At 64.4% G+C, this 24,790-nt stretch carries 23 protein-coding genes; 8 read left to right on the top strand and 15 right to left on the bottom strand.

The features are described 5' to 3' along the window. Positions 1–108: 108 nt before the first annotated feature. The 3 genes from paaB to paaX form a co-directional block, all read right to left on the bottom strand. A complete protein-coding gene (gene paaB, locus ACVI1L_RS26865; protein ID WP_016842890.1) occupies positions 109–396 on the bottom strand; it encodes a 1,2-phenylacetyl-CoA epoxidase subunit PaaB in 288 nt (95 codons plus the stop codon). 12 nt (positions 397–408) lie between these two features. Continuing rightward, positions 409–1,401, bottom strand: a complete 993-nt coding sequence (paaA, locus tag ACVI1L_RS26860) for a 1,2-phenylacetyl-CoA epoxidase subunit PaaA (RefSeq protein ID WP_076827150.1) — start codon at positions 1,399–1,401, stop codon at positions 409–411. A 76-nt stretch (positions 1,402–1,477) separates the two neighbouring features. Beyond that, entirely contained in the window at positions 1,478–2,347 is an 870-nt protein-coding gene (gene paaX, locus ACVI1L_RS26855) for a phenylacetic acid degradation operon negative regulatory protein PaaX (RefSeq protein WP_456784288.1), read from the bottom strand. A 165-nt stretch (positions 2,348–2,512) separates the two neighbouring features. On the opposite strand from paaX, the gene ACVI1L_RS26850 reads away from it, so the two are divergent. Continuing rightward, positions 2,513–3,676: an IS4 family transposase gene (locus tag ACVI1L_RS26850; protein WP_057015126.1), complete on the top strand. Its 1,164-nt coding sequence runs from the start codon at positions 2,513–2,515 to the stop codon at positions 3,674–3,676. Positions 3,677–3,840: 164 nt separating this feature from the next. Here the strand turns inward: ACVI1L_RS26850 and ACVI1L_RS26845 are convergent, their stop codons facing one another. From ACVI1L_RS26845 to ACVI1L_RS26820, 6 genes are all read right to left on the bottom strand, one after another. Then, positions 3,841–4,611 (bottom strand): esterase/lipase family protein, encoded by a 771-nt coding sequence (locus ACVI1L_RS26845; RefSeq protein WP_076827146.1) that lies wholly within the window; start codon positions 4,609–4,611, stop codon positions 3,841–3,843. Between the two features lie 189 nt (positions 4,612–4,800). After that, positions 4,801–6,084 carry a DUF445 domain-containing protein gene (locus ACVI1L_RS26840; RefSeq protein WP_456784287.1) on the bottom strand — a complete coding sequence of 428 codons (1,284 nt, stop codon included), beginning with the start codon at positions 6,082–6,084 and terminating at the stop codon, positions 4,801–4,803. Between the two features lie 237 nt (positions 6,085–6,321). Beyond that, positions 6,322–6,798 carry a phasin gene (locus ACVI1L_RS26835; protein WP_028331816.1) on the bottom strand — a complete coding sequence of 159 codons (477 nt, stop codon included), beginning with the start codon at positions 6,796–6,798 and terminating at the stop codon, positions 6,322–6,324. Positions 6,799–6,979: 181 nt separating this feature from the next. After that, positions 6,980–7,576 carry a GNAT family N-acetyltransferase gene (locus tag ACVI1L_RS26830; RefSeq protein WP_038383826.1) on the bottom strand — a complete coding sequence of 199 codons (597 nt, stop codon included), beginning with the start codon at positions 7,574–7,576 and terminating at the stop codon, positions 6,980–6,982. Positions 7,577–7,602: 26 nt separating this feature from the next. Beyond that, positions 7,603–8,685, bottom strand: coding sequence for a PHA/PHB synthase family protein (locus ACVI1L_RS26825; RefSeq protein WP_057017619.1), 1,083 nt, complete (start codon positions 8,683–8,685; stop codon positions 7,603–7,605). Further along, complete coding sequence (locus ACVI1L_RS26820) at positions 8,682–9,065, bottom strand: hypothetical protein (protein ID WP_456784286.1); 384 nt, start codon at positions 9,063–9,065, stop codon at positions 8,682–8,684. The genes ACVI1L_RS26825 and ACVI1L_RS26820 overlap by 4 nt, the downstream gene beginning before the upstream one ends. A gap of 178 nt (positions 9,066–9,243) precedes the next feature. On the opposite strand from ACVI1L_RS26820, the gene ACVI1L_RS26815 reads away from it, so the two are divergent. Beyond that, positions 9,244–10,164, top strand: a complete 921-nt coding sequence (locus tag ACVI1L_RS26815) for an alpha/beta fold hydrolase (protein ID WP_253587440.1) — start codon at positions 9,244–9,246, stop codon at positions 10,162–10,164. Between the two features lie 204 nt (positions 10,165–10,368). Beyond that, on the top strand, positions 10,369–10,833 hold the full coding sequence (locus ACVI1L_RS26810; RefSeq protein WP_456784285.1) for a nuclear transport factor 2 family protein: 465 nt from the start codon (positions 10,369–10,371) through the stop codon (positions 10,831–10,833). A gap of 65 nt (positions 10,834–10,898) precedes the next feature. On the opposite strand, the gene ACVI1L_RS26805 is transcribed toward ACVI1L_RS26810, so the two are convergent. The 6 genes from ACVI1L_RS26805 to ACVI1L_RS26780 all read right to left on the bottom strand — a co-directional run bounded on the left by ACVI1L_RS26805 (position 10,899) and on the right by ACVI1L_RS26780 (position 18,723). Further along, entirely contained in the window at positions 10,899–11,573 is a 675-nt protein-coding gene (locus ACVI1L_RS26805) for a spermidine synthase (protein WP_456784284.1), read from the bottom strand. Between the two features lie 134 nt (positions 11,574–11,707). Beyond that, a complete protein-coding gene (locus tag ACVI1L_RS26800; protein ID WP_456785615.1) occupies positions 11,708–14,941 on the bottom strand; it encodes a bifunctional cytochrome P450/NADPH--P450 reductase in 3,234 nt (1,077 codons plus the stop codon). Positions 14,942–15,056: 115 nt separating this feature from the next. Beyond that, positions 15,057–16,052, bottom strand: a complete 996-nt coding sequence (locus ACVI1L_RS26795) for an alpha/beta fold hydrolase (RefSeq protein WP_141340839.1) — start codon at positions 16,050–16,052, stop codon at positions 15,057–15,059. Positions 16,053–16,064: 12 nt separating this feature from the next. Further along, complete coding sequence (locus ACVI1L_RS26790; protein WP_057017615.1) at positions 16,065–17,615, bottom strand: WS/DGAT/MGAT family O-acyltransferase; 1,551 nt, start codon at positions 17,613–17,615, stop codon at positions 16,065–16,067. 59 nt (positions 17,616–17,674) lie between these two features. After that, positions 17,675–18,466: an esterase/lipase family protein gene (locus ACVI1L_RS26785; protein ID WP_456784283.1), complete on the bottom strand. Its 792-nt coding sequence runs from the start codon at positions 18,464–18,466 to the stop codon at positions 17,675–17,677. Positions 18,467–18,474: 8 nt separating this feature from the next. Beyond that, complete coding sequence (locus ACVI1L_RS26780; RefSeq protein WP_057017614.1) at positions 18,475–18,723, bottom strand: DUF6489 family protein; 249 nt, start codon at positions 18,721–18,723, stop codon at positions 18,475–18,477. 372 nt (positions 18,724–19,095) lie between these two features. On the opposite strand from ACVI1L_RS26780, the gene ACVI1L_RS26775 reads away from it, so the two are divergent. From ACVI1L_RS26775 to ACVI1L_RS26755, 5 genes are all read left to right on the top strand, one after another. Beyond that, entirely contained in the window at positions 19,096–20,694 is a 1,599-nt protein-coding gene (locus ACVI1L_RS26775) for an ABC transporter substrate-binding protein (protein WP_456784282.1), read from the top strand. Between the two features lie 103 nt (positions 20,695–20,797). Further along, positions 20,798–21,778 carry an ABC transporter permease gene (locus ACVI1L_RS26770; RefSeq protein WP_028331828.1) on the top strand — a complete coding sequence of 327 codons (981 nt, stop codon included), beginning with the start codon at positions 20,798–20,800 and terminating at the stop codon, positions 21,776–21,778. Between the two features lie 10 nt (positions 21,779–21,788). Beyond that, on the top strand, positions 21,789–22,748 hold the full coding sequence (locus tag ACVI1L_RS26765; protein WP_456784281.1) for an ABC transporter permease: 960 nt from the start codon (positions 21,789–21,791) through the stop codon (positions 22,746–22,748). Next, positions 22,745–23,728 (top strand): ABC transporter ATP-binding protein, encoded by a 984-nt coding sequence (locus tag ACVI1L_RS26760; protein ID WP_141340834.1) that lies wholly within the window; start codon positions 22,745–22,747, stop codon positions 23,726–23,728. Before ACVI1L_RS26765 ends, ACVI1L_RS26760 begins: the two co-directional genes overlap by 4 nt. Beyond that, entirely contained in the window at positions 23,725–24,717 is a 993-nt protein-coding gene (locus ACVI1L_RS26755; protein WP_076827127.1) for an ABC transporter ATP-binding protein, read from the top strand. Before ACVI1L_RS26760 ends, ACVI1L_RS26755 begins: the two co-directional genes overlap by 4 nt. Positions 24,718–24,790: the final 73 nt, after the last annotated feature.

Raw genomic sequence — 24,790 nt, 5'->3', positions numbered from 1 at the left:
CATCCTGAGGAGCCTGCGCAGCAGGCGTCTCGAAGGATGGCCGCGGTTACGATCGGGCGTCATGGTTCGAGACGGCGCTGCGCGCCTCCTCACCATGACGGGTGAAATTCACATGTGCCCGACTTCGTCGGGGACGTCGTAAAAGGTCGGGTGACGGTAGATCTTGGATTCCGCCGGCTCGAACATCATGCCCTTCTCGGACGGATCGGACGCGGTGATCGCGTTCGAGGGCACCACCCAGATCGACAGCCCCTCGCCGCGGCGGGTGTAGATGTCGCGCGCGGCCTGCAGGGCGAGCGTCGCGTCGGCCGCATGCAGCGAGCCGACATGTTTGTGCGCCAGGCCATTGCGGCTGCGGATGAAGACTTCCCAGAGCGGAACGTTCGGCGTGGCCATCTCGGCGCTCCCTTATTCTGCGGCTTGCGCGAGCTGACGGCTCTTGCGCTTCTCGGCATAGGCCATCGCGGCCTCGCGCACCCAGGCACCCTCCTCATGCGCCTTGCGGCGCGCGGCGAGACGATCGCGGTTGCAGGGGCCGTTGCCTGCCAGCACCTGCTTGAACTCGTCCCAGTCGATCGGGCTGTGCTCCCAGTTGCCGTTTGCGTTCTGCTTCATGCCGGGATCGGGGATCGTCAGGCCCAGGAATTCGGCCTGCGGGACGGTGGCGTCGATGAATTTCTGGCGCAGCTCGTCGTTGGAGAAGCGCTTGATCTTCCATTTGGTCGAGGTGTCGCTGTGCTGGCTGACCTGGTCCGGCGGACCGAACATCATCAGCACCGGCCACCACCAGCGATCGAGCGCGTTCTGCGCCATCGCCTTCTGCTCCGCGGTGCCGCGGCACAGCGTCACCATGATCTCAAAGCCCTGGCGCTGGTGGAACGACTCTTCCTTGCAGACGCGGATCATCGCGCGCGCATAGGGGCCGTAGGAGCAGCGGCACAGCGGGATCTGGTTCATGATCGCGGCGCCGTCGACCAGCCAGCCGATGGTGCCGATGTCGGCCCAGGTCAGCGTCGGATAATTGAAGATCGAGGAATATTTCGCCTTGCCCGAGAGCATCGCATCGACCAGCTCCTCGCGCGAGGTGCCGAGCGTCTCGGCGGCAGCGTAGAGATAGAGGCCGTGGCCGCATTCGTCCTGCACCTTGGCGAGCAGCGCAGCCTTGCGGCGCAGCGACGGCGCGCGGGTGATCCAGTTGCCCTCGGGGAGCATGCCGACGATTTCGGAATGGGCGTGCTGGGAAATCTGCCGCGTCAGCGTCTTGCGGTAGGCGGCGGGCATCCAGTCGTTCGGCTCGATGCGCTCGTCGGCATCGATGCGGGCCTGGAACTGACTGGCACGGGCGACATCCTCGACGCCGCGATCGTCGCCGTCGGATGAGTTGAGCGCCTGCGTGTACATGGCCGACCTCCCAATGTGTTGTTAGGCAGGAATATATAACACGAATTTTCTAATGCAAGAAATTTTTGTAATATGTTCAGACGCCCTCGAAACGGTGCGCCACCGCCCCGTTGGGCTTCGGCAGCGGCCCGTTCTCGTTGGTTGCATGGTCGTCAAGCCATTGTTCCGACGGCGAAAGCAGCCCGCGATAGACCTCGCCGCAGAGTTTTCGCGCCGCCCTGCCCGGCCAATCCTTCGGCAACAGCTGATAAGGCAGCAGCGGATCGCGCAGCACGACGCGGCGGTAATGGTGGATCAAGAGAATGCGCGCGGTGAAGGCGTCGGCGTCGCTCAGCGTCTCGCCGCGGATGATCGAGCCGTGCAGCGGCTCGAACGTCTTCATGAACTTCAGATAGGCGTCCGCGGTGCGGTCGAGCGGCCAGCTTTCGCTGAGTAGCCGGCGGCCGCTGTCATCTTCCGCGGAGACTTCAAGCCGGATCGCGCGCGACGCTTCATCAGGGATCGGAACGCCGGACGGCGCAACCCACACGCCGGGCAGCGGGCTGCCGAAGCCGGCATTCTTCAACGCCTCGCGCGCGGCGTCGCGGTCCTCGGCATTGCCGATCAACAACAGCTCGAAGCGGCCGGTCCAGTCCGACGGCGGCGGATCGTAGATGTGCCGCGTCGCGGTGTCGAAGGTCTGCCGGCCTTTGGCGTTCAGCCGATAAAAACTGTTGCGGCCGACCTTGTTGCGCTCGAGCCAACCATCGGCGGCGAGCCGCGACATCGCGGTGCGCACCACATTGCCGTCGATGTCGAGGAACTTGAAGAATTCCAGCAGCGTGCCGAGCCACACCGAGCCGCCGCGCGGCACGATGGAATCGCCGAACACGGTGATGATGATCGAGCCGGTGCGTGACGGCTCGCGCTTCAGCTGATCGACGATGCGGGCAAGCGGCTGTGACATGCCCAACGCATAGCGCGTTTTGTCGATTCACGACAATGCAGGGTCTTCTCCTTCTCCCCGCGTGCGCAGGGGTGTCCGGGGAATGATTCACTGTGTCGCGGTGCATGCTCGGCAGGACCGAGGCAAATCGGTCTTTTCTGGTTGTCGAGACACAGAGGGCCGAGCATGCGATATCGCGGTAGCATTTTTGGAAGGCTGCTTGAACCGATCAATCGACGGCAGTTTCAGACGGTTGTGGATCGTCTGGACGGGGATGCCTACGACAAGTCGTTCAGGAGCTGGGATCATCTGGTGGCGCTGATCTATGCCCAGCTTAGCGGCAACAGCAGTCTGCGCGGGGTGGTGACTGGCTTCAACGCCAATTCGCAGCATCACTATCACTTGGGAACCGGCAAGCTGTCGCGCTCGACGTTGTCCGATGCCAATGCCCGCCGTCCGATCGGCATTTTCGCGCAAACCTTTGCGGCGCTGTCGGCGATGGCGCGTCGCCAGCTGCGGAGTGAAGGCATGGAGATGGTGCGTCTGATCGACGCCAGTCCGATCCCGCTCGGCAAGGTCTGCAGTTGGGCGACGTGGAACGGCCGCATCCGCGGCATGAAGCTGCATGTCGTCTACGACCCAAGGAGCGATGTCCCGACCTGCGTCGAGATGACGGCCGCGAACGTCAATGACATCGAGATCGGCCGACAGACCCCAATCCAGCCCGCCACCACCTATGTGTTTGACAAGGGCTATTGCCGTTTCGACTGGTGGCAGAAGATCAATGATAGCAAGGCTTTCTTCGTTACCCGGGCGAAGACGAGCATCCGTCTTCGCTCGCTCAGGCATCGCGCCATCCGCAAGCGTAACGGGGATGGCTTCGAAATCCTTGCCGATGACGAGGTGAAGCTCACCAGCAAGGGCGATTCGCGCCTTCCAATCCCGCTCCGCCGCATCAAGATCAGACGCGAGAAAGGCGGCAAGATCACACTCCTGACCAACGACCTTGCCCGTAGCGCCGTCGAGATCGCCGCCCTCTACAAGAGCAGATGGCAAATCGAGCTGCTGTTCCGCTGGATCAAGCAGCATCTCGATATTCGCAAGTTCCTCGGCGCCAACGACAACGCGATCCGCCTTCAGGTGCTCGCTGCGATGATTGCCTACCTGCTGCTGCGCATCGCCGCTCACACCAACTGCATCAAAATGCTCCCGCTCAGGTTCGCCGAACTCGTCGGCCAGCTCCTGCTCACGCGTCGATCCCTCGCTGCCATCGACAAACCTCCGCCCATCAACCCCAGCCGTCGGAAATCAACCATCTCACCTGACCAGATGGAGCTCCGCTATGCCTGAATTTCCCCGGACACCCCTGCGCGTGCGGGGAGAAGCTCGGGATGAGGGGGCTCTCCGCAATCACGGTGCGAGTTGCGCTCGTGGAGACTCCCCTCACCCGGATCGCATTGCGCTGCGCTTCATGCGATCCGGCCTCTCCCCGCAAGCGGGGCGAGGCAAGCAAGTCAGCGATTCGGATCCGGATAAACGATGCTGCGCCAGCCGCTGCGATCGAACGGCGCCCACTCGCCTTCCTTCTGCGCGAGGCGATCGGCGACCGCATAGACCACGGCCGGATGATGACCCATGCCGCAATGGCTGCTCTCGACCTCGATGCTGTCGGTCATCGACGAGGCCTGCTCGCGGCAGCCCTGCCAGGCGCAGACGCCGTCGGTGCGGCTGAAGATCGCGGTGGTCGGCACCGGCGGCGCGCTGGCGAGCGAGCCGCCGAAACGCTGGTCCTCCTCGTCGGCACGACGCCCGCTGGCCATCTCATAGACGCGCCAGGCGTTGGTCGACTTCGGGCCGGCGGCAAACGGGCTGCCGAGCGTGATCACCTGGCGCACGCGCTCCGGCATCATCTTGGCGAGCTGGCGCGCATAGAGGCCGCCGAGGCTCCAGCCGACCACCGAGACCTTGCGGCCGGTGGTTTCATTCATCTCCTGCAGCAGCTCGACCATCCCGTCCTGCACGCCGGCGCGAAGCCCGAGATTGCGGCCCTGGCGCCAGCCGCTGACGGCGTAGCCCTTGCTCCTGAGAAAGTCGCGCAGCGGCCGGGTCGACATGTCGGAAGCGATCAGCCCCGGCAGCACCAGCACCGGATGCCCATCGCCGCGCGGCGCGAGGCTGAGCAGCGGCAATGCACCAAGAAAGGCGCCGAGCTCATGAATGGCGCGGCCTTCCAGAAACATCAGCGTCCTGGACGGCGGGCGTAGCGTCTGCGCAGCAACGGACATTTCAGCTCCTCTTCCGGCAGGACCGCCGGCAATGGGACCAACGAGAATGGTCAACGGGATTGACTCAAACCCGGCGGAATCGTTCCGCAACGCAACAATCTGTCCTGAAAAGCTAGGGAACCGGACACTTTCGTGCAAGCGGTCCGGGTCACACTTGCCACAACTAAAGTGACGTTCGTGCCCAATCGGTCACAGCAGCCGCAGCGTGTATTCCAGGGTGTAAAGCGCAAGGCCGGCAAGCCCGCCGATCAGCGCGCCGTTGAAGCGGATGTATTGCAGATCCTTGCCGACATTGACCTCGATCAGGGAGATCAGCTGCTCCATGTCCCAGCTCTTCATCTGGTCGGCGATGAAGCCGGAGACGCCGCTCTTCTGCTCGGCGACGACGGTGCGCAGGATCGCCACGAGGCCCTGATTGATCTCGCCGCGCAGGTCGGTGTCGCCGTCGAGCGCGTCGCCGGCCTCGACCAACATTCGCGCCAGCTGATGCTGCAGCACCTGCGACTCACCCGAGGCGCTGCGTTCGATGAAGTCCTTGACGTTGGCCCAGATGGTGCGCCCGAGATTGGCAAGCTCGGGCCGCGCCATCAAATCGCGCTTGAGACCATCGATGCGATCGGCGAACGCCTTGTCGCTGCCGAGCCGGTCGACAAAGGACAGCAGCATGCGGTCGAACTCGCCGCGGAACGGATGCTGCGGATCGTTGCGCACTTCCTCGAAGAACTTCGTGGCGGACGCGATGATCCGGTTCACCACGAACTTGTCGGCACGATAGAGCCTGAGCAGCGTCGGCATCTCGGCGCGGACCTTGTCGCGGATCACGGCCATGGTCTCCTGCTGCGTCAGCGTCTGGTGCAGCACGCGCAGGATGTCGTCGAGCAGGCCGCCATGCTTGCCCTCCTGCACGAAGCCGCGCAGCGCGCCGGCCGCAAGCGGCGCGAGGTCGATCGAGAGCACCTGCGTCGTGACGCGGCGGCTGATGAACTGCATCAACCCCGAGCTCTCGGTCGCCGCGAATGCCTCGGGCAGCATCCGCAGCACGAAGCGGGCGAGATCCTCCGAACGTTTGCGGTCGCGCAGCCAGTCGGCGATGAACGAACCGAAATCGATCTCGCGCAGCTTGGCCTCGACCGGCCCGGATTCCAGGAAATTGTTCTCGATGAATTCGCCGAGCTTCTCGGCGATGCGCGCCTGATTGCTCTGGATGATCGCGGTATGCGGGATCGGCAGGCCGAGCGGCCGCTTGAACAAGGCGACGACGGCATACCAGTCGGCGAGCCCGCCGATGGTTGCAGCCTCGGCAAATGCCGCGATGAAGCCGAACGCCGGATGCACCGGCAGCAGCGCCTTCGCTGCGATGAAGATGATGAAGGTTGCCGCCAGCACGCCGGTCGCCAGCCACTTGACACGCCGCAGCTCGGCCGCGCGTTCGACGTCGACTGGCGTTGCGATGAGGGCGGCGGGAAGGGTCATGGGGTTTCGCAGGGGTGACGAACGAAGCATAGCATGGCTCACCGCCGTCATTCCGGGGCGTGCGAAGCACGAACCTCAGGTGCGCAATTGCGCACCGGGGAATCTCGAGATTCCGGATCGCCGCTTCGCGTCGTCCGGAATGACGGTGGACACATGAGCTATGAAGGACACCGCCAAAAAAGAAGGCCCGCAAAATGGCGGGCCTTCGAAAAGGGCAGTTGGTCAGCGCGGCCGCGATCAGGCGGTCTTGCCGTAGACCTTGGCGAAGTTGTCCTGCGCGGTCTTCGCACCATCGGTGACGAGCTTGCCGAGATACTCGGTGGTGGCCTTCGCCCGCGAGACGAACAGTTCGCCACGCGCACGGGCCAGCTCCGACTGGATCTGGGCGGCTTCGCTCAGCGACTTGGCCGACGCGAGCTTGTCGATGCCGGCGAAGAACGCCTCGGCGTCCTGGTAGATCGCCTGCTGGATGTTGCGGCTGATCTTGGCGGCTTCGGTCACCGAACCGGCAACAGCGGACTCGATCACGTTGGTCACCTTCTCCGAGCCGGCATAGGCATCGGCAGCGCGGGTCTTGGCGGCCTCGGCCTGCTTCTTCACGAACTCACGGGCGGCTTCCGGAACTTCCAGGTTCTGCAGCTTGGTGAACGCCTCGGTGACGGGCGCGAAGGCTTCCTTGACGCTGTTCAGCACGGAATTGGTTTCGGTGGTCATTGGGGTCTCTCCATCCTCAGGTTTGAGCTATGGGCTCACCCCGTCCGGTTTGGCCCGGGGCAACGGTGTTATGACACGCCTCATGGTGCGTCGCAACATATATGTTGCAGCGCGATATCACGAACCTGTGAACAGCACGAAGATCCGGCGGAATGCCTAGAGAACCAGCAGGAAACGGTTTCTAATTACCACTGACCGCGTCAGACACCCCGTAAGCCTCCATTTGGGCCCGGACCTGCGCCACGTTGTGCCCGAGCACGACAATGTCGTGGGTCTTGCCCTCGACGTCGCGGACATGGTCGCGCAGCAGGGCCTCAGCCTTGAAGCCGAGGCTCTCGAACAGCGCGATCGCCGCCCGCTGATCGACGGTCATCTGCACCGAGAACTTCTCCAGCCCGGCACCGAGCGCGATGGCGAAGGTCTCCTGCGACAGCGCCCGGCCGACGCCCTGCCCGCGCACGTCGAGCGACACCACCATCCGGATCTCGCCAACATGCGGCGACCAGGAATGCGGATCGCGCACCAGGGTGCCGCAGCCGACCACCTTGCCGTCCTTGATCGCGAGCAGGCTCGTGATGTCGCCGCGCTCGATCTCGTTGATCCAGGCCGACAGCACCTTCGGCTGGCTGATGTTGCGCGGCAGGAACAAGAGATCGTGCGTCGGCAGCTTTTGCGCGAAGGCCAGCACCGCGGCCTCGTGGTCCCGAATCATCAGGCGAAACTCGATGTCGCCCGCCTCGGTCTTGACGCGGCGCGGATAGGAACGTTGTTCGGTCATGTCAATCTCTCTCAAGTCGACCCCTCTTAGGTCGATCTTTTGCTCAGCCAGGAGTCCAGTTTCGGCCACAGCCGCTTGATTGCATTGGCGCCGGCGACCAGCGAGACGTGACCGCCCTTCAGCATCACCTCCTCCTTGTCCTCGGAGCCGATCTTGGTGATCAGATGTTTTGCCGCATCATACGGCACGATGTGGTCGTGCTCGGCGACCGCGTGCAGGATCGGCACCTTGATGTCGGCAAGCTTGGCCGCGCGGCCGCCGACCGTCATGGTGTCGTTGTAGAGCTTGTTGTCCCACATCAGGTCCTTGGTGATGGAGCGGAAATATTCGCCCGCGAGCGGCAGCGTGTCGGTCGCCCAGCGATCGAACATCCGGTACGACTTGACGAACTCGTCGTTCCAGATGTTGTCCCAGAGCTGGATCTGGCCGACGACACGCGCGGCCGGCCGCAACATGTCGAACGATTGCAGGATCAGTTCGGGCGGCATGTTGCCGGTGCTGTCGATCAGGCGGTCGACGTCGAAATAACGACGGTCGGCGAAATTCGAGAACAGCTTCATCTCGCGGAAATCGATCGGCGTGGTGAAGCAGATCAGGTTCTTCATCGGCCCGTCGTTGAAGATCGAGCCGTAGAGCAGCGACAGCACGCCACCGAAGCAATAGCCGATCACCGAGACGTCCTTTTCGCCGGAATCCTGCTGCACGCGGCGGACCGATTCCGGAATGAAGTCGAGGACGTAATCCTCCATGCGCAGCGATTTTTCCTCCGGCTTCGGCGCACTCCAGTCCAGCATGTAGACGTCGAAGCCGCGCCTGAGCAGGAATTCGATGAAGCTCTGCCCCGGCACCAGGTCGAGGATGTAGCCGCGGTTGGTGGTCGCCATCACGATCAGCACCGGCACGCGATAGACTTCGCTGGCCAGCGGCCGGTAGTGATAGAGGTTCATGGTGCCGCGCGAATACAGCACATCTTTCGGCGTCGAGCCGAGCGACGGGCCGGAGCTCGAGAAATACTCGACGCCCTTGATGCTGCGCTGGATCGCGCGCTGCACCTCGGACTGGACCCGCTCGGAGATCGAGGCGAAATCAAAGGGGGTGGGAGCATTCATTTGCTGCCTCCGTCCGCTGGCGGCTGCTTGGTGCGCGGTGGCCGCGGCGTTGCGCCGTGGCCGTCGTCCGGCGCCAGCGAATTGTGGTGCACCTGCTGCAGCAGCGTCTTGATTTCGTTGAGCTGGTTCTCCATCGATTGCAGGCGTTCCGCCATGCCGACGAGCTGGGCGCGGCTCGGCAGGTTCATCGCCAGCAGATATTTCTCCATCAGCTCGCCGAGCTGCTTCTGCGCACCGGCCGCGACGCCGCCGGCCTGGTTCATCGCCTTGGAAAATTCCGGCGAGCTCATGAGCTGGTTGCCGAAGGAATTGAACCCCTTCTCCATCTCGCCAATCATCGTCTGCCAGATCACGGCAGGGTCGTTGCCCTTGTCGGCCATGCGGCGCTCCTCCACACCAATTTCGGGCGCTTGCCGCGCTTCCATTTGTTTCTGCCATACGACACTGTTGCTGCTGATCGGTCAACAGCGCGGCGCGACCGGCGACGCCGAGGCTCTTCTGCGCTGCGTCAATCCGTGGCATAGAGGTTCCTGACCGCGACACCAGCAGGGGACGCCCGTGACCACGCTCGCCCATCAGCCGCCGCAGATCATCCGCGCCAATGGCATCGACATCTGCTACGAGATGTTTGGCGATGCGAATGCCGAGCCGCTGCTCCTGATCATGGGCCTCGGCGCCCAGATGATCCATTGGGACGACGAGTTCTGCCGCCAGCTCGCCGCCCGCGGTTTTCGCGTCATCCGATTCGACAACAGGGATATCGGCAAATCCTCCCGCCTGAGCGGCGGCAAGCGGCTGACCGCGCTCGAACTGCTCAAGCTCCGCTTCCTGAAGATCCCGGTCGCAGCGCCCTACAAGCTGGCCGACATGGCGAGGGACACGATCGGGCTGATGGATGTGCTCGGCATCCGCACCGCGCATCTGGTCGGGGCCTCGATGGGCGGCATGATCGCGCAGGAGGTTGCCATCACCTTCCCCGAACGCGTGCGCTCGCTGACCTCGATCATGTCGACCACGGGCAATCCAAAGATCCCGGGCCCGACCCGCGAGGCGACCGCAGTGCTGATGGCGCCGCCACCGAAGAGCAAGGAAGAGTATTTCGTCCGCTTCGGGCAGACCTGGAAAGTCCTGCGTAACGGCTCGTTCCCTGAAGATGAGGCGCTCGATCCCGAACGCGCGCGGCGCACCTTCGAGCGCGGCCTCAATCCGGAGGGCGTCGGCCGTCAGCTCCGCGCCATCCTCGCCTCCGGCAGCCGCAAGGAGCGCCTGCGCGGCGTCAAGGCGCCGACGTTGGTGATCCACGGCACCATCGATCCGCTGGTGCATCCCGAAGGCGGCAAGGACACCGCGGTCTCGATCCCGGGCGCGAAGCTGGTGATGATCGAGGGCATGGGCCACGCCCTGCCGATTCCGATGTGGCCGCAGATCATCGACGCCATCGACAAGCACGCGCATGGCGCGGCGGCGAAGGCGGCGTGAGGCCAGAGCGTTTTCGAGCGAAGTGGATCCCGGTTCGCGTGAAGAAAACGCCCCAAAGCCAAAATCGAGAGCCCCGTCCCGATTCAATCGGAACGGGGCTCCGGTATCTTCCGGTAACCATGTGAGCCAGGAGTGCGTTCTTCCGGGCGCGGCACGGACGCTGTAGAGAGCGCTATCCACCGCTCAGCCACCGGGAGCAACCAGATGAAGACCATCCTCCGGCCACAGACAGCCGTCGCCGCTCTCCTCCTCGCGCTCGCGTCTTCATCGGCAATGGCGGCTGCCAGCGACGCGCAGCAGGAAGCCAACCGCAAGGCGGTGCTGGCGTTCTACGAGAAGGGGCTGAACCAGAAGGACGCCGACGCGGCGCTCGCCTATGTCGGCAACCGCTATGTGCAGCACAATCCCGGCGCGGCCGACGGCCCCGAAGGCTTCCGCAAGTTCATCGGCTTCCTGCGCGAGAAGTTTCCGAACTCGCACAGCGAGATCAAGCGCTCATTCGTCGACGGCGACTACGTGATCCTGCACGTCCACGCCGTGCGCGAGCCCGGCACCCGCGGCAACGCGATCATCGACATCTTCAAACTCGAGGACGGCAAGATCGTCGAGCACTGGGACGTGGCGCAGCCCATTCCGGAGAATCCCGCCAACAGCAACACGATGTTCTGAGGCATCGTGATGGCTTGTGTTCAGCCACTGGCATGATCAGGCTGGCGAGCGCGCCGGGACGCCCGCTATTGCTTGACCGCGATCCAGATCACGTGGCGGACACCGCGGCCTCGGCCGGTGGCGCGGACGGCAATTTCGTTGACCGCGAACCCCGCCCGGGTGAGCGATTTCGGGAACTTGGCATTCGGACCGGACGACCAGACGGCGAGCACGCCGCCGCGCCGCAACGCGGCGTGTGCGATCTTGAGCCCGGAGACATCATACAGCGCGTCATTGGCCTTGCGGGTGAGACCTTCAGGCCCGTTATCGACGTCGAGCAGGATGGCATCGAAGCCGAGCGGTTGGCGTTCGATCACGCTGGCAACATCCTCCTCCCGGATGCTCACGCGCGGATCGTTCAGGCTGTCGCCGAAGATCTCCGCCATCGGGCCTCGCGCCCAGGCAACGACCGCCGGCACCAGCTCGGCCACCGTGATCCGCGCCTCGGGTCCGAGCACGGCGAGCGCGGCCCGCAGCGTAAAGCCCATGCCAAGGCCGCCGATCAGAAAATGCGGCCGTGCGACCGTCTCGATCTTCTTCGCGGCAAGCGTCGCCAACGCCTCTTCCGAGCCCGACAGGCGGCTGTTCATCAGCTCGTTGGTGCCGAGCATGATCGAAAATTCGCGGCCTCGCCGCATCAGACGCAATTCACCCTCGGTGCCGGGAATGCGCGTGGTATCGATCTTTTCCCATGGAATCATGCGGCGGCTTGTAACATGGCCGGCACCTCTGCCGTAGCCCGAATGAAGCGAAGCGAAATCCGGGGTCTGCCCCGTCCGCATAAGACGCTGTCCCGGATTACGCTTCGCTTCATCCGGGCTACGAAGGCGTGAGCCTACCCACCTGCCCAGACGTCGAGCACGTAGCGGTTCCTGGTGCCCATTTCCTCGATCCAGCACGCGGCGGCGTCAGTGTCGACACCGGTGCGCTCGCGATAGATCGACATCAGGGTCGCCTTGACGTCGGGCTCCATCCTGCCACCGTCGCCGCAGACATAGACGATCGCGCCCTTCTGGATCAGCTCCCAAACCCGGTCCTTCTGCGCGGCAACGAGGTGCTGCACATAGGTCTTCGGGCCATCGGCACGCGAGAAGGCGGTGTGGAGTTCACTGACGCCGTCGGCTGCGAACGCCTTCAGCTCATCCGCATAGATGAAGTCCTGCTCGGGGTGCCGGCAGCCGAAGAACAGCATCGCCGGCCCCAGCGTCGCGCCCTGCGCCTTGCGCGCGGCGCGCTCCTGCAGGAAGCCACGGAACGGTGCGAGCCCGGTGCCCGGCCCGATCATGATGATCGGCACGGCGTTGTCGTCCGGCAGGCGGAAGCCGGCCTTGGTCTCCTTGATGGTGGCGTGGACGGTGTCGCCGGCGCGGCGGCGCGCCAGGTAGTTCGAGCAGACGCCCTTGTAGATGCCGCGGCCGGAACTTGCCGGCGCCTCCACCACGCCCACGGTGACGCTGCAGCGCTGCGCCTCGCCGGCCGGAGACGACGAGATCGAATAATAGCGCGGCGCCAGCAGCGACAGCATTTCGAGATAGAGGTGGAACGGCAGCTCGCAGGCCGGATATTCCTCGAGCAGGTCAAATACCGATTTGCGCTTCGCCAAGACGTCGGCGCGATAGCGCGCGGCCGAGGCATCGTCGTCCCCGACATAGGCCATCAGCTTCGGCTTGGTCACCGGGCAGCGAGTGTGCTCGGCCATGATCTGGATCTGCTTGCGGGTCGCGACCTGCTGCAGCTCGACGAACTCGGTGAGCAGCCGTCCGACCGACACGGCGTTGCCGACCGGCAGTTGCGCGCGGCGGCCTTCCGAGACCTGCAGACGGATCTGGTCGGCCGGCAGGAAGCCGAAGCGGCGCGCAACGGAATCGACCAATGTAGGATCGTTGCGCGGCACCACGCTGAGATGATCGCCGACGCGGTATTTCAGACTGGACGGCAGCTCGACCTCGATATGCCGGGTCGAACGCTCCGACGGATGAGCGCCTGCCTTGGTCTGCAGCTCGCTATTGGCGAGCACCTTCATCGGCACCGCGCCGCCCTGTGTCACGATGGTATTGACCGCACCCTGCGCCACCGGCTCGATCGCGTAGAGCGGTTCGTCCTCGGCGGTGCGGGTGAAATTCCAGTCGATGCCGAATTCCTTGGTCGCGACCTTGGCCGCCTCCGGGAACCATTTCTGGAACTGGCCGTCGAGATCGCTGCGCGCGTCGCCCTCGCCGCGCGGATAGACGGCGCGCGCGCCATGTTTGGTGAGCTGCTCGTCGATGAAGCGCGGCACCGACTGGTAGGTCGCCGCCCAATCGCTGTTGCCGCAGCCGAACACCGCGTAGCGGACCTTGGCGAAGGCATCCTTCGGCAGGTCGCTGTCGAGCCATTTGACGAACTGCGTCGCGTTGTCGGGCGCCGCGCCATTATAGGAGGCGCAGATGATCAGCACGCCGCCCTCCTCCGGCAGCTTGCCCACATAATCGTCCAGCGGACCCAGCCGCGTCGCGAAGCCGTTGATCTCCGACAGATCGGCCATGCGGGTCGCCAGTTCCTCGGCGGAGCCGAGATTGGAGCCGTAGAGCACCAGCATCGGCGTGTTGTGGCCGGGACGCGTGGTCGGCGCGCGCGGAGCCTTCGGCGCGGCCGCAACCGCGCCCGTGCTGCCGGCGAACGCGCCGCGGTCCTTGTCGTCGCGCGGCCGCACCTTGATCCTGAAGCCATCCGGCTTGACGGTCAGCGTCTCCTTCAGATGCATCTGGTAGCGATGCACGTCGATCAGCTTGAAGCGTTGCAGGATCATCCCGATCGCCAGCGCCGCCTCGTGCATGGCAAAGCCGCGGCCGATGCAGGCGCGCTGGCCGTTGCCGAACGGCTTCCAGGCATTGATCGGGCGCTTGGCCTCCGCCTCACGGCTGAAATTCTCGGGATCGAACACGTCGGGGTTCGGACCCCAGACGCTGGGATCGCGATGCAGCGCCATCACCAGGATGGTGATGAAGGTGTTCTTCTTCAGCTTGTACTTGCCGCCGATCATCTCATCGTTGAGCGGCGCGATGCCGTAGGCCGGCGCCGGCGGCCACAGCCGCAGCGCCTCCTTCAGGCATTGCGTGATATAGGTGAGTTGGGTCACCTGCTGATAGGTCGGCCGCGCATTGACGTCGGGACCGAGGACGCGATCGACCTCCTCATAGGCCTTCTTCAGCACCTCCGGGTGCTTCAGCAGCGCGTAGATCGTGCACGACAACAGGCCGCTGGTGGTCTCGTGGCCGGCGATCAGGAAGGTGTTGATCTGGTAGCGGATGTTGACGTCGTCGAGCTGCTCGCCGGTGGCGCGGTCGACGCCGGTCATCATCGCCGCCAGCATGTCCTTCTTGTCGTCGGTCGCGGCGGTGCTGCCGCGCCGCTCGGCGATGATCTCGTCGACCATCTTGTTCATGAAGCCGACGTCGTCGGCCAGCGTCTTGCGCCGCTTCTGCATCCACAGACCCTCGAGCGGCAGGCCGCGGGTCATCATGATGGTTTCGAGCGATCGCACCAGCGATTCCACGAACGGGTGGTAGTCGCGGCGGTAGAATGAATTGAAGCGGTAGTCGAAGCCGCAGAGGCCGATGGTGTCGAGGGTGAGCGCCGTCATGTCGTGGACGACCTCGATCTCCTCGTCGGCGTTAAGGCGCTCCCATTTCTTGACCAACTGCTCGGCAATGTCGACCATGCTCGGGTGGTACGACTGCATGGCGCGGTTGCCGAACGGCTGCATCAGGATGTTGTGCGCCTTGCTCCAGTTCGGCTCCTTAGTGTCGGCGGTGAACAGGCCGTCGCCGCCGACCGCACGCACCCGGCGCAGCGAGCCGCGCACCGCCTTGTCGAAGCGCTTCTCGTCGGAGAGCTCGTCGACGAGATCGTGGCCGGACACGATCACGAGCGGCGCGCCCATCATGTCGAGCCAGAAGATCGGTCCGAGCTCCTTGGAGAGCTTGACGAGATGCTGCACCGGCGCGGTCGAGTCCAGCGACAGCATGTTGCCGACCACCGGCTTCGTCGGCGGATGCGGAATCGGACTCAGTCTATTGCCGGACGCCATGTTGAGATTACCCCCTCTAACCTCAGTCATTCCGGGATGGTCCGAAGGACCAGACCCGGAATCTCGAGATTCCGGGTTCGATGCTGCGCATCGCCCCGGAATGACGACGTCATCGTCACCCAAACCGCTTTCTGCGCCATTCGATCAGCTTCGCGCTGACTTCGTCAGGCTTTTCCTGCTGCGTCCAATGGCCGCTGTCCTTGACCAGGTACTTCTCGAGGTCCGGCACCAGCCGCTCCATGCCGTCGGCGGCCGAGGGCGGCAGCACCGCGTCGTTCTCGGCCATGATCATCAGCGACGGCACCCGGACGTGATGGTCCAGCCCGGCCGAGCGCTCCCAGTTGCGGGTGAAATTGCGATACCAGTTGATGCCGCCGGTGAAGCCGGTCTTGGTGAAGGTGTCGACGAACACCTTTTTCTCGTCCGCGGACAGGATCGGCGTGCGCGGATCATGCTTGGCGTCGTAATTCGCGATCATCTGCGGAAACGCCAGGTTGAGCCGCGCCGAGGCGCCGACGCCGGCGATCGGCTGTTCGGGTGGCGCATCCGCCGGACGCGGCACCGGCTTGCGCATGAAGGCGTCGAAGGTCTGCTCGACGCGGCTGCCGAAGATGCGGTCGGGCTCGCGCGCCGGATCCTGGAACTGGACGATGTACATGTGGTCGCCGAAGCGCTGGCGGAACAGCGCGATCGGGTCCATCGGCGCACGATCCCAATGCGGCGTGTTGACGCCGACGACGCCGGCGACCCGCGCAGGATGCCTGAGCGGCATCTGCCAGACGACAAAGCCGCCCCAGTCGTGACCGACGAAGATGGCCTTGTCGATCTTGAGATGGTCGAGCAGGCCGACGAGATCGCCGGTCAGGTGCTCCATGTCGTAGGCCTCGACCGGCTCCGGCCGGTCGGTCGCGCCATAGCCGCGCTGATCCGGCGCAATCACCCGGATGCCGGCCTCGCCCAGCGCCTTGATCTGGTGGCGCCAGGAGAACGCCAGTTCAGGCCAGCCGTGGCACAGCACCACCGGCGGCGTGTCGGTCTTGGGGCCTGCTTCATAAAACCCCATGCGGATGCCGTTCGTCTCGGCGAACTGCAGCGGTGGCATCTCAATCATCGACAGGGATCCTTATTCGGCTGCGCCCTTGATGTCCGCGGGCGGGGGAGCGAACGCCGCCTCGAGGACATCGAACTCGAGCGGCAGCATGTCGCACATCACCTGCACGTGGGGAATGATGTTGGCGCCCACGATGAAGCCGAAATCGAGCTGATCGCGGTAGCTCTGCACGGTGATGTTGAGCGCCACGCCGTGGGTCGAGATCGAAACCGGGAAGATGTGCAGCAGCTCGGCACCGGCCGCATACAGCGTCTGCCGCGGCCCCGGCACGTTCGAGACCGTGATGTTGGTGGCCGGCGGCAGCACGTTGGAGAGGTCGGAGCGGCTGTAGAGCAGCGCCAGGATCTGCACCAGGATCGGCGCGCCCAGCAGCGAGATGTTGGTGACCTGCGGCACCAGGGCGCGCAGCGGATGCGACATCTCCTTGGACTTGGTCGACTGCGCGATGATGGTTTCGAGCCGCTTCCTTGGGTTTTCGATGTCGGTCGCGATCGAGCAGATCATGCCGAACACCTGGTTGTTGGATTCGGCGTTGCCCTCCTCGCGCAGCGAGATCGGAACGCCTGCCGTCAGCGACTTGTTCGGCAGCGCGCCCTGGCTGATCAGATAGCGCCGCACCACGCCGGAGGCGAGCGCCAGCACGACGTCGTTGAGCTTGCCGCCGGACGCCTTCGCCAGTGCCTTGGCCCGCGACAGCGAGATCGAGGTGCCGGCAAAGCTGCGCTCGGACGAGATCGCCTTGTTGAGGATGGTCGGCGGCGAGGACATCGCCTGCAGGCTCTCGCGCGATCTCGGATCGGCGACCTTGGCGACGACGTCGGACAGGCTCTTCATGACCGTCGGCATGGAGCCGGCGAACTTCACCGCGCTCTCGATCTGGAACATGGCGTTGTCGAACAGGATCGAGCCGAGGTCGCTCTTGCCGGAACGCGGCAGCTCCAGGCTCTTCTGCGCGGCGGCGGCCGCCTCGAACGGCTGGGTCCAGAGTTGCTGATAGGCATCGATCAGATTGGCCGCGATGTCGCGCGGTTCCTGCGCGACCTTCTTCGCGCTCGGCGGCTCGATCTCGCGCGGCACCGGCGTCAGGTCGTAGATCATGCTGGTCAGCGCCGCACCGGCGCCGCCGTCGATGCAGGCATGGTGCATCTTGGAATAGAGCCCGATCTCGTTGTCCTTCATGCCCTCGAAGACGTAGAACTCCCAGAGCGGGCGGGCGCGGTTCAACAGCTTGGCGTGCATCCAGCCGACGATGCGCTCCAGTGTCGCGCGATCGCGCGGCGCCGGCAGGCTGGCGCGGAAGATGTGACGGTCGATGTCGAACTGGTCGTCCTCGACCCAGGACGGATGATCGATGTCGAGCGGCGCCTTCTGCAGCCGCGCCTTGAGGATCGGCGCGATGTGCAGCCGCGAGGCGATCATCGCCTTGAACTCCTCGAAGAAGTCGCCCTTGTAGCCGTCGGGCAGGCGGAAGATCGCCATGCTGCCGACATGCATCGGCATTTCCGGCGTTTCCAGATAGAGAAACGATGCGTCCAGCGAGGACAGCTTCTTGGCGTCGCTCATGATCTCCTCCCGAGAGCCTACTTACGCGGGCGCCTTGGGCGGCGCTTCTCGTCGTTTGGTCAGGATAGTGCCTGTTCTGCCGGCCCGTAGGCAATGGCAAAGGGGCCCGAGCGGTCAAAATGCCGGAATTCCCCTTCCGGCTGGGCCAACCGGTCCGCAATCGCCCACAGCGCCGCGGGATTGACGCCGAGGCCGATATGGCTGGCGAAATGCACCTCGATGTTCTTGGCGGTGGCCGACGGCCGCACGCGCGAGGTCCGCCAGTTCACGATGCCATCGGTGCGGGAATAGATCGAGGTCGTCGGCACCGGCATGTCGCCGGCGATCGCGGCGCGGATCTCAGGGATGTCGTCGACAGCTTCGCCGGACAAGAGCTCATAGAGCCGCGTCGCATTGGTGGCGCGGATGTCGTCGGCGAACGGGCTGCCCAGCGTGATGATGGAGCGCACCAGCTCCGGCATCTGCAACGCCAGGTCGCGCGCATAGACGCCGCCGAGGCTCCAGCCGATGATCGAGACCTTGCGCCCGGTCGCCTCATGGACCCGCTTCAGCAGGTCGCGCAGCGCAGCTCGCCTGCTGGAAATCCCGCCGAAATTGCGGCCCATGTTCCAGGCATAGGCGTCGTAGCCGAGCTCCTTGAGATAGCGCCGCATCGGCGCCATCGAAAGGTCGCTGGCAAGGAAGCCCGGCAGCGCCAGCACCGGATGACCATCGCCCTTCGGCGCCTGCATCAGGAGGGGCGACAGCAGCAGGCTCGAATTGAGTTCGAGCACGCCGCGCGCCTCCGCCAGCATCAGGAACAGGCTCGGCGGGCGCAACCGGCGTTCGGTCCCATCAACGCTCCTGTCCATGTCGGTCACTATTTCTTCTTGCTCGTGCCGCCGAAGCCGGCCATCGCCACGAACATGTCCTGGAAGCGTTCGGCGAGCTTGGGATCGAAGGTGAACCAGCTCTGCATCAGCGATTCCGGTGAGATCTTGTCGATGTTCGACGTCATCTGCTGCTGCAGCTTGTCCATCACCGCGGTCTGCATCGGTCCCACATCCGGCAGGCCGAAGAATTGCCGCGCTTCGAGGGGCGTACAATCTATCTCGACGTTGACTTTCATATCCGCCTCCTCAAATGCGCCTTGGCCCGCCACAGTATCGCCGGGACGGGGCGAGTTGCGCAAGCGAGCCGTACCTGCCCCGGGGGGCAGTCGGCCTCAATCATCCGTTATGGTCAACCAAACCGTTTGGAGCGGTTGCTCGAGGCGCGCCGGTGATCATTCCCGTGACCGACAAGCGGCACTCCGAAAGTCGAATGTCACGCGTTCGCGCCAACAGCCTACTCTCCAAGCCGGTTCATTGCGCTGCACCCGCGCGGATGGGTTAACCCTTTGGCAAATCGCGCTTGCGCGGCCGGTAAACTCTGGCAACATGGATCAATAATACCAGCCGGACAAAGCAGCCGGCGGACAAAAACGGGGACGCGGGATTACATGTCGGGACGTTGGAGTTTGTTTGCGGCCACTGTCGCCGCACTCGTCGCCTTTGCTTTGCCGGCATCGGCCCAAACGTTGAAGTATGCGAACCAGGGCGAGTTGAAGTCGCTGGATCCCTACACGCTGAAGGAAACCACGACGATCGCGCACCACGCCCACGTCTACGAAGGCCTCACCGCGCGCGACAAGGACCTCAAGATCATTCCGGCCCTGGCGGAAAGCTGGGAGACGCTGAGCCCGACCAAATGGCGCTTCCATCTGCGCAAGGGCGTGAAATTCCACAATGGCGATCCCTTCACCGCCGACGACGTGCTGTTCTCGGCCGAGCGCGTCCGCGCCAAGGGCTCCAACTTCCTCAGCAACGTCCCGGCCGACGCCAAGTTCAGTAAGGTCGACGACTACACCGTCGACGTAACGCTCGACTCGCCCAATCCCATCCTGATCTCGCAGTGGGATAGCTGGTACATCATGGACAAGAAGTGGAGCGAGGAGAACAACTCGGTTGCACCGACGCCGGCCTCCGCGACCACGCCGAGCTACGCGGCGCTGCACGAGAACGGCACCGGCCCCTTCACGATCGAGAGCCACCAGCCCGGCGTGAAGACCGTGTTCAAGGCGTTTTCCGGCTATTGGCGCAAGCCCGAGCATAATCTCAAGGAGATCATCTTCACCCCGATCGGCTCCGACGCCACCCGCGTTGCCGCGCTGCTCTCGGGCGAAGTCGACGTGATCGAACCGGTTCCGCTGCAGGACATCCAGCGCGTCAATTCCAGCGGCGTCGCCACCGTCATGACCGCGCCGGAGATTCGCACCATCTTCATCGGCATGGATACGGCGCGCGACGAGCTGCTGTATTCCAACGTCAAGGGCAAGAATCCGTTCAAGGACATCCGCGTCCGCGAAGCCTTCTACAAGACGATCGACGTCGATCTGATCAAGACCCGCGTCATGCGCGGCATGTCGACCCCTTCGACGTTGATGATCGCCCCCGAGCTCTATCCGCTGTCGAAGGAATTCACCCGGCCGAAGCTCGATCCTGATGGTGCTAAGAAGCTGCTGGCCGACGCCGGCTATCCGAACGGCTTCGAAGTCACGATGGACTGCCCGAACGACCGCTATGTCAACGACGCCGCGATCTGCCAGGCGGTGGTCGGCATGCTGGCCCGCATCGGCGTCAAGGTGAACCTGCTGGCGCAGCCGAAAGCGCAGTATTTCGCCAAGGTGCTGAAGCCCGGCGGCTACCAGACCTCGTTCTTCATGCTGGGCTGGACGCCCGCGACCTCCGACTCGCACAACGTGCTGCACGACATCCTCGGCTGCCGCGACGATCCGAAGGATGCCACAAGGGGCGAGGCCAATCTCGGCGGCTATTGCAACAAGGAAGTCGACGCGCTCACCGACAAGGTCCTGATCGAGGGCGACACTGCCAAGCGCGACCAGTTGATCAAGCAGGCCTACGACATCGTCATCAAGGATTACGGCTACATTCCGCTGCATCAGCAACCGCTGGTGTGGGGCGTGTCGAAAAAGGTCAAATTGACCCAGCGCGCGGACAACCAGGTGCTGCTCTACTGGGCGACCAAGCAGGGTGAATAGTGGCTTTGGCGAATTGGGTCCCGGAAGCGCAGGCTTCCGGGACCTCGCGTTTTCCGGCCGCGCAAAGCCGCGCGCCGAATGTCAAAGGCAGTGAAAGGTAGAGATGCTGGCTTTCACTCTTCGCCGCTTCCTGCAGGCGATCGGCGTGATGCTCGCCGTGGGCGTGATCGCGTTCGCGATGTTCCGTTTCGCCGGCGACCCGGTGAACCAGATCGTCTCGATCGACACCTCGGCCGCGCAGCGCGCCGAAATCCGGCACTCGCTCGGCCTTGACGATCCCGTGCTGGTGCAGTTCGGCCGCTACTTCATCAATGCGCTGCAGTTCAAGTTCGGCGTGTCCTACCAGTTCCGCCTGCCGGTCTCCTCGCTGCTGGCGGAGCGGCTGCCGGCGACGCTGGAGCTTTCGATCTGCGCCACGCTGTTCGCGATGGTGGCCGGCATCCTGATGGGGGTCTATTCGGCGCTGCGCCGCGACACCGTGCTTGCCAAATTATTCCAGGCGGTATCGCTGATCGGCATTTCGCTGCCGACCTTCCTGATCGGCATCCTCCTGATCTATCTGTTCGCGGTGACGCTGGGCTGGCTGCCCTCCTTCGGCCGCGGCGAGGTGGTGAAGCTCGGCTGGTGGACCACCGGACTGCTGACCGTCTCGGGCCTGAAGGCGCTGATCATGCCGGCGATCACGCTCGGGCTGTTCCAGATGACCCTGATCATGCGGCTGGTGCGCGCCGAAATGCTGGAAGTGCTGCGGACCGACTATATCCGGTTCGCCCGCGCCCGCGGGCTGACCACGCGCGCAATCCATTTCGGCCATGCGCTGAAGAACACCCTGGTTCCGGTCATCACGGTGGCCGGCCTGCAGTTTGGCTCGGTTATTGCTTTCTCGATCATCACCGAAACCGTGTTCCAATGGCCGGGCATGGGACTTCTGTTCGTGCAGGCCGTGCAAAATGTCGATATCCCGATCATGGCCGCATATCTGTTGATGGTCTCGCTGATCTTCGTCACCATCAATCTCGTGGTCGACATCCTCTACACCGTGGTCGATCCGCGCTTGCGCTCGACCGTCGGCCGCGCGGCGTGAGGGCTGACCGATGTCCGATGCCGTCGTCCCCCATCGTTCCCAAGGCCACCAGGCCCCTGCCGGCTGGTTCAGGCGCGCGCTCGACAGCGACATCTTCTATTCGTTCCGTCGCTCCAGGCTGACGATGGTCGCCGCCGTCATTACGCTGCTGTTCTTTCTGCTCGCAATCTTCGCATCATGGCTCGCGGTGCAGAACCCGTTCGACCCGGCACAGCTGCAGCTGATCAACTCGCGGATCGCGCCGCTGTGGACCGCCGACGGCCAGAGCCCGTTCCTGCTCGGCACCGACGAGCAGGGCCGTGACGTGCTCTCGGCGATCCTCTACGGCCTGCGCATCTCGCTTGCGGTCGGCCTGGCCGGCGTGGTCTTTGCCGGCGCGCTCGGCATCGCCCTCGGGCTGATCGCAGGTTATTTCGGCGGCGTGGTGGACACCATGATCATGCGGATCGCCGACGTACAGCTCACCTTCCCCGCGATCCTGATCGCGCTGCTGATCAACGGCGTCGCCAAATCGGTGCTCGGCAGCCGGCTCGACGAGATGAGCACGCTCGGCGTCCTGATCATCGCGATCGGCCTCAGTTTCTGGGTGCAATATGCCCGCACCGTGCGCGGTTCGGTGATGGTCGAGAAGAACAAGGATTACGTGGCCGCGGCGCAGCTGATCGGCCTGCCGGCGCCGAAGATCATGCTGCGGCACGTGCTGCCCAACACGATGGGCCCGATCCTCGTCATCGCCACCATCAACCTCGCGCTCGCGATCATCACCGAGGCGACGCTGTCGTTCCTTGGCGCCGGCATGCCCGACACCATGCCCTCGCTCGGCACCCTGATCCGGATCGGCAACAACTATCTGTTCGCCGGCGAATGGTGGATCGTCGCCTTCCCCGGCATTGCGCTGGCCGGCCTGATCCTCTCCATCAACCTGCTCGGCGACTGGCTGCGCGACGCCCTCAATCCGAAGCTCCGATGACCAAGCCTGTTCTTTCCGTGCGCAATCTCGAGGTGGAATTCGTCACCCGCCGTGCGACCTTGCGCGCCATCAACGGCGTGTCATTCGACATCGCCAAGGGCGAGGTGCTCGGCGTGGTCGGCGAGTCCGGCGCCGGCAAATCGGTCACCGGCCTTGCCGTGATCGGGCTGATCGATCCGCCCGGGCGGATTTCTGGCGGCGAGATCGAGCTCTCGGGCACGCGGATCGACCATCTGCCGCCGGAGGAGATCCGCCGCATCAGGGGCAGGCGGATCGGCATGATCTTCCAGGATCCGCTGACCAGCCTCAATCCGCTCTACCGGATCGGCGACCAGATCATCGAGACCATTCGCACCCACAGCAATCTGAGCGAGAGCGCCGCGCGCAGGCGCGCCATCGATCTGTTGGCCGAAGTGGGCATTCCAGCGCCGGAGAAGCGCATCGACGGCTACCCGCACGAATTCTCCGGCGGCATGCGCCAGCGCGTCGTCATCGCGCTTGCGATCTGCGCCGAGCCCGAACTGATCATCGCCGACGAGCCGACCACCGCGCTCGACGTCTCCGTGCAGGCGCAGATCATCGCGCTGATCAAGCGCCTCGGCCGCGACCACGGCACCGCGGTGATGCTGGTGACCCACGACATGGGCGTGATCGCCGAGACCTGTGACCGCGTTGCGGTGATGTATTCCGGCCGCATCGCCGAGATCGGCCCGGTGCAGGAGGTGGTGCGTAATCCGCTGCATCCCTACGCCAGGGGCCTGATGGGCGCGATCCCGACGCTTGCCGGCGAGGACAAGCGCCTGGTGCAAATCCCCGGCTCGATGCCGCGGCTGTCGGCGATTCCGCCGGGCTGCCCGTTCAATCCGCGCTGCGCGTTTGCCTTCGATCGCTGCCACGTCGAACGCCCCGAGCCGATCCGGCAGGGCACGCAGTTCGTTGCCTGTCATCTGTTCGAGCCGGCGAAGGAGACGGCGGCATGAGCGGAACATTGATCGAGGTCAGGAACCTGCGCCGCGTCTTCGACGTCTCCAAGCCGTGGCTCAACCGCGTGATCGAGGGCGGCCATCTCGAATTCCTGAAAGCCGTCGACGGCGTCTCCTTCGACATCAAGCGCGGCGAGACCTTCGCGCTGGTCGGCGAATCCGGTTCCGGCAAGACGACCGTCGCGCGCATGGTCGTCGGCCTGCTGCCGCCGAGCTCGGGCGAGGTCGTCATCGACGGCGTCTCGATGACCGATCCGCGGCAGGGCCAGGCGCGCCGCCGGCTGCGCCGGCGCATCCAGATGGTTTTCCAGGATCCCTATGCGAGCCTCAATCCGCGCTACCGGGTCGCCGCCATCGTCGCCGAGCCGATCCGCGCTTTCGACCTGATCCAGGGCGAGCGCGACGTCAAGGCCCGGGTCGGCGAATTGCTCTCGCTGGTCGGCCTGCACCCCGACGACGGCCAAAAATTCCCGCACGAATTTTCCGGCGGCCAGCGCCAGCGCATCGCGATCGCCCGCGCGCTGGCATCGGAAGCCGAGTTCATCGTCTGCGATGAGCCGACCTCGGCGCTCGACGTCTCCGTGCAGGCGCAGATCCTCAACCTGATGCGCGACCTGCAGGACAAGTTCGGCCTCACCTATCTCTTCATCAGCCACAATCTCGCGGTCGTCCGCCACATGGCGAGCCGGATCGGCGTGATGTATCTCGGCCGCATCGTCGAGATCGCCGAAGGGCGAGAATTGTTCGAGAACCCGCGGATGCCCTACACGAAGATGCTGCTCGGCGCGGTTCCGGATCTTGCGATGTCCGGCCGGCAGCGTATTCCGGTGAAGGGCGAAATTCCCAACCCGATCGATCCGCCGCCGGGCTGCTCGTTCAACCCACGCTGTCCCCTCGCCTTCGATCTCTGCCGCCAGAAGACGCCGGAACTGATCGACGGCGTCGCCTGCCATGCCGTCAACAGTCCCGCCGTCGTTCCGGCATGATCACGAGGATGGGAGCGGCCATGTGCACCAAGCGGTTGGCATACCAGCCGGCCTGTGATCAAGTGCGGCCGCC

It is taken from the genome of Bradyrhizobium sp. USDA 4516, from assembly GCF_054055915.1.
The sequence above is the reverse complement of the archived record's forward strand: the minus strand, read 5'-3'. Positions and strand labels throughout refer to the sequence as shown.

What these genes read in the sequence shown, in the direction of transcription:
- ACVI1L_RS26825 (WP_057017619.1), bottom strand. Translation starts at nt 8,685, where the DNA reads ATGAATGCTCCCACCCCCTTTGATTTCGCCTCGATCTCCGAGCGGGTC.
- ACVI1L_RS26835 (WP_028331816.1), bottom strand. Translation starts at nt 6,798, where the DNA reads ATGACCACCGAAACCAATTCCGTGCTGAACAGCGTCAAGGAAGCCTTC.
- ACVI1L_RS26850 (WP_057015126.1), top strand. Translation starts at nt 2,513, where the DNA reads ATGCGATATCGCGGTAGCATTTTTGGAAGGCTGCTTGAACCGATCAAT.
- ACVI1L_RS26845 (WP_076827146.1), bottom strand. Translation starts at nt 4,611, where the DNA reads ATGTCCGTTGCTGCGCAGACGCTACGCCCGCCGTCCAGGACGCTGATG.
- ACVI1L_RS26790 (WP_057017615.1), bottom strand. Translation starts at nt 17,615, where the DNA reads ATGAGCGACGCCAAGAAGCTGTCCTCGCTGGACGCATCGTTTCTCTAT.
- ACVI1L_RS26780 (WP_057017614.1), bottom strand. Translation starts at nt 18,723, where the DNA reads ATGAAAGTCAACGTCGAGATAGATTGTACGCCCCTCGAAGCGCGGCAA.
- ACVI1L_RS26800 (WP_456785615.1), bottom strand. Translation starts at nt 14,941, where the DNA reads ATGGCGTCCGGCAATAGACTGAGTCCGATTCCGCATCCGCCGACGAAG.
- ACVI1L_RS26810 (WP_456784285.1), top strand. Translation starts at nt 10,369, where the DNA reads ATGAAGACCATCCTCCGGCCACAGACAGCCGTCGCCGCTCTCCTCCTC.
- paaA (WP_076827150.1), bottom strand. Translation starts at nt 1,401, where the DNA reads ATGTACACGCAGGCGCTCAACTCATCCGACGGCGACGATCGCGGCGTC.
- paaB (WP_016842890.1), bottom strand. Translation starts at nt 396, where the DNA reads ATGGCCACGCCGAACGTTCCGCTCTGGGAAGTCTTCATCCGCAGCCGC.
- ACVI1L_RS26805 (WP_456784284.1), bottom strand. Translation starts at nt 11,573, where the DNA reads ATGATTCCATGGGAAAAGATCGATACCACGCGCATTCCCGGCACCGAG.
- ACVI1L_RS26840 (WP_456784287.1), bottom strand. Translation starts at nt 6,084, where the DNA reads ATGACCCTTCCCGCCGCCCTCATCGCAACGCCAGTCGACGTCGAACGC.
- ACVI1L_RS26785 (WP_456784283.1), bottom strand. Translation starts at nt 18,466, where the DNA reads ATGGACAGGAGCGTTGATGGGACCGAACGCCGGTTGCGCCCGCCGAGC.
- ACVI1L_RS26820 (WP_456784286.1), bottom strand. Translation starts at nt 9,065, where the DNA reads ATGGCCGACAAGGGCAACGACCCTGCCGTGATCTGGCAGACGATGATT.
- ACVI1L_RS26755 (WP_076827127.1), top strand. Translation starts at nt 23,725, where the DNA reads ATGAGCGGAACATTGATCGAGGTCAGGAACCTGCGCCGCGTCTTCGAC.
- paaX (WP_456784288.1), bottom strand. Translation starts at nt 2,347, where the DNA reads ATGTCACAGCCGCTTGCCCGCATCGTCGATCAGCTGAAGCGCGAGCCG.
- ACVI1L_RS26830 (WP_038383826.1), bottom strand. Translation starts at nt 7,576, where the DNA reads ATGACCGAACAACGTTCCTATCCGCGCCGCGTCAAGACCGAGGCGGGC.
- ACVI1L_RS26765 (WP_456784281.1), top strand. Translation starts at nt 21,789, where the DNA reads ATGTCCGATGCCGTCGTCCCCCATCGTTCCCAAGGCCACCAGGCCCCT.
- ACVI1L_RS26775 (WP_456784282.1), top strand. Translation starts at nt 19,096, where the DNA reads ATGTCGGGACGTTGGAGTTTGTTTGCGGCCACTGTCGCCGCACTCGTC.
- ACVI1L_RS26770 (WP_028331828.1), top strand. Translation starts at nt 20,798, where the DNA reads ATGCTGGCTTTCACTCTTCGCCGCTTCCTGCAGGCGATCGGCGTGATG.
- ACVI1L_RS26795 (WP_141340839.1), bottom strand. Translation starts at nt 16,052, where the DNA reads ATGATTGAGATGCCACCGCTGCAGTTCGCCGAGACGAACGGCATCCGC.
- ACVI1L_RS26760 (WP_141340834.1), top strand. Translation starts at nt 22,745, where the DNA reads ATGACCAAGCCTGTTCTTTCCGTGCGCAATCTCGAGGTGGAATTCGTC.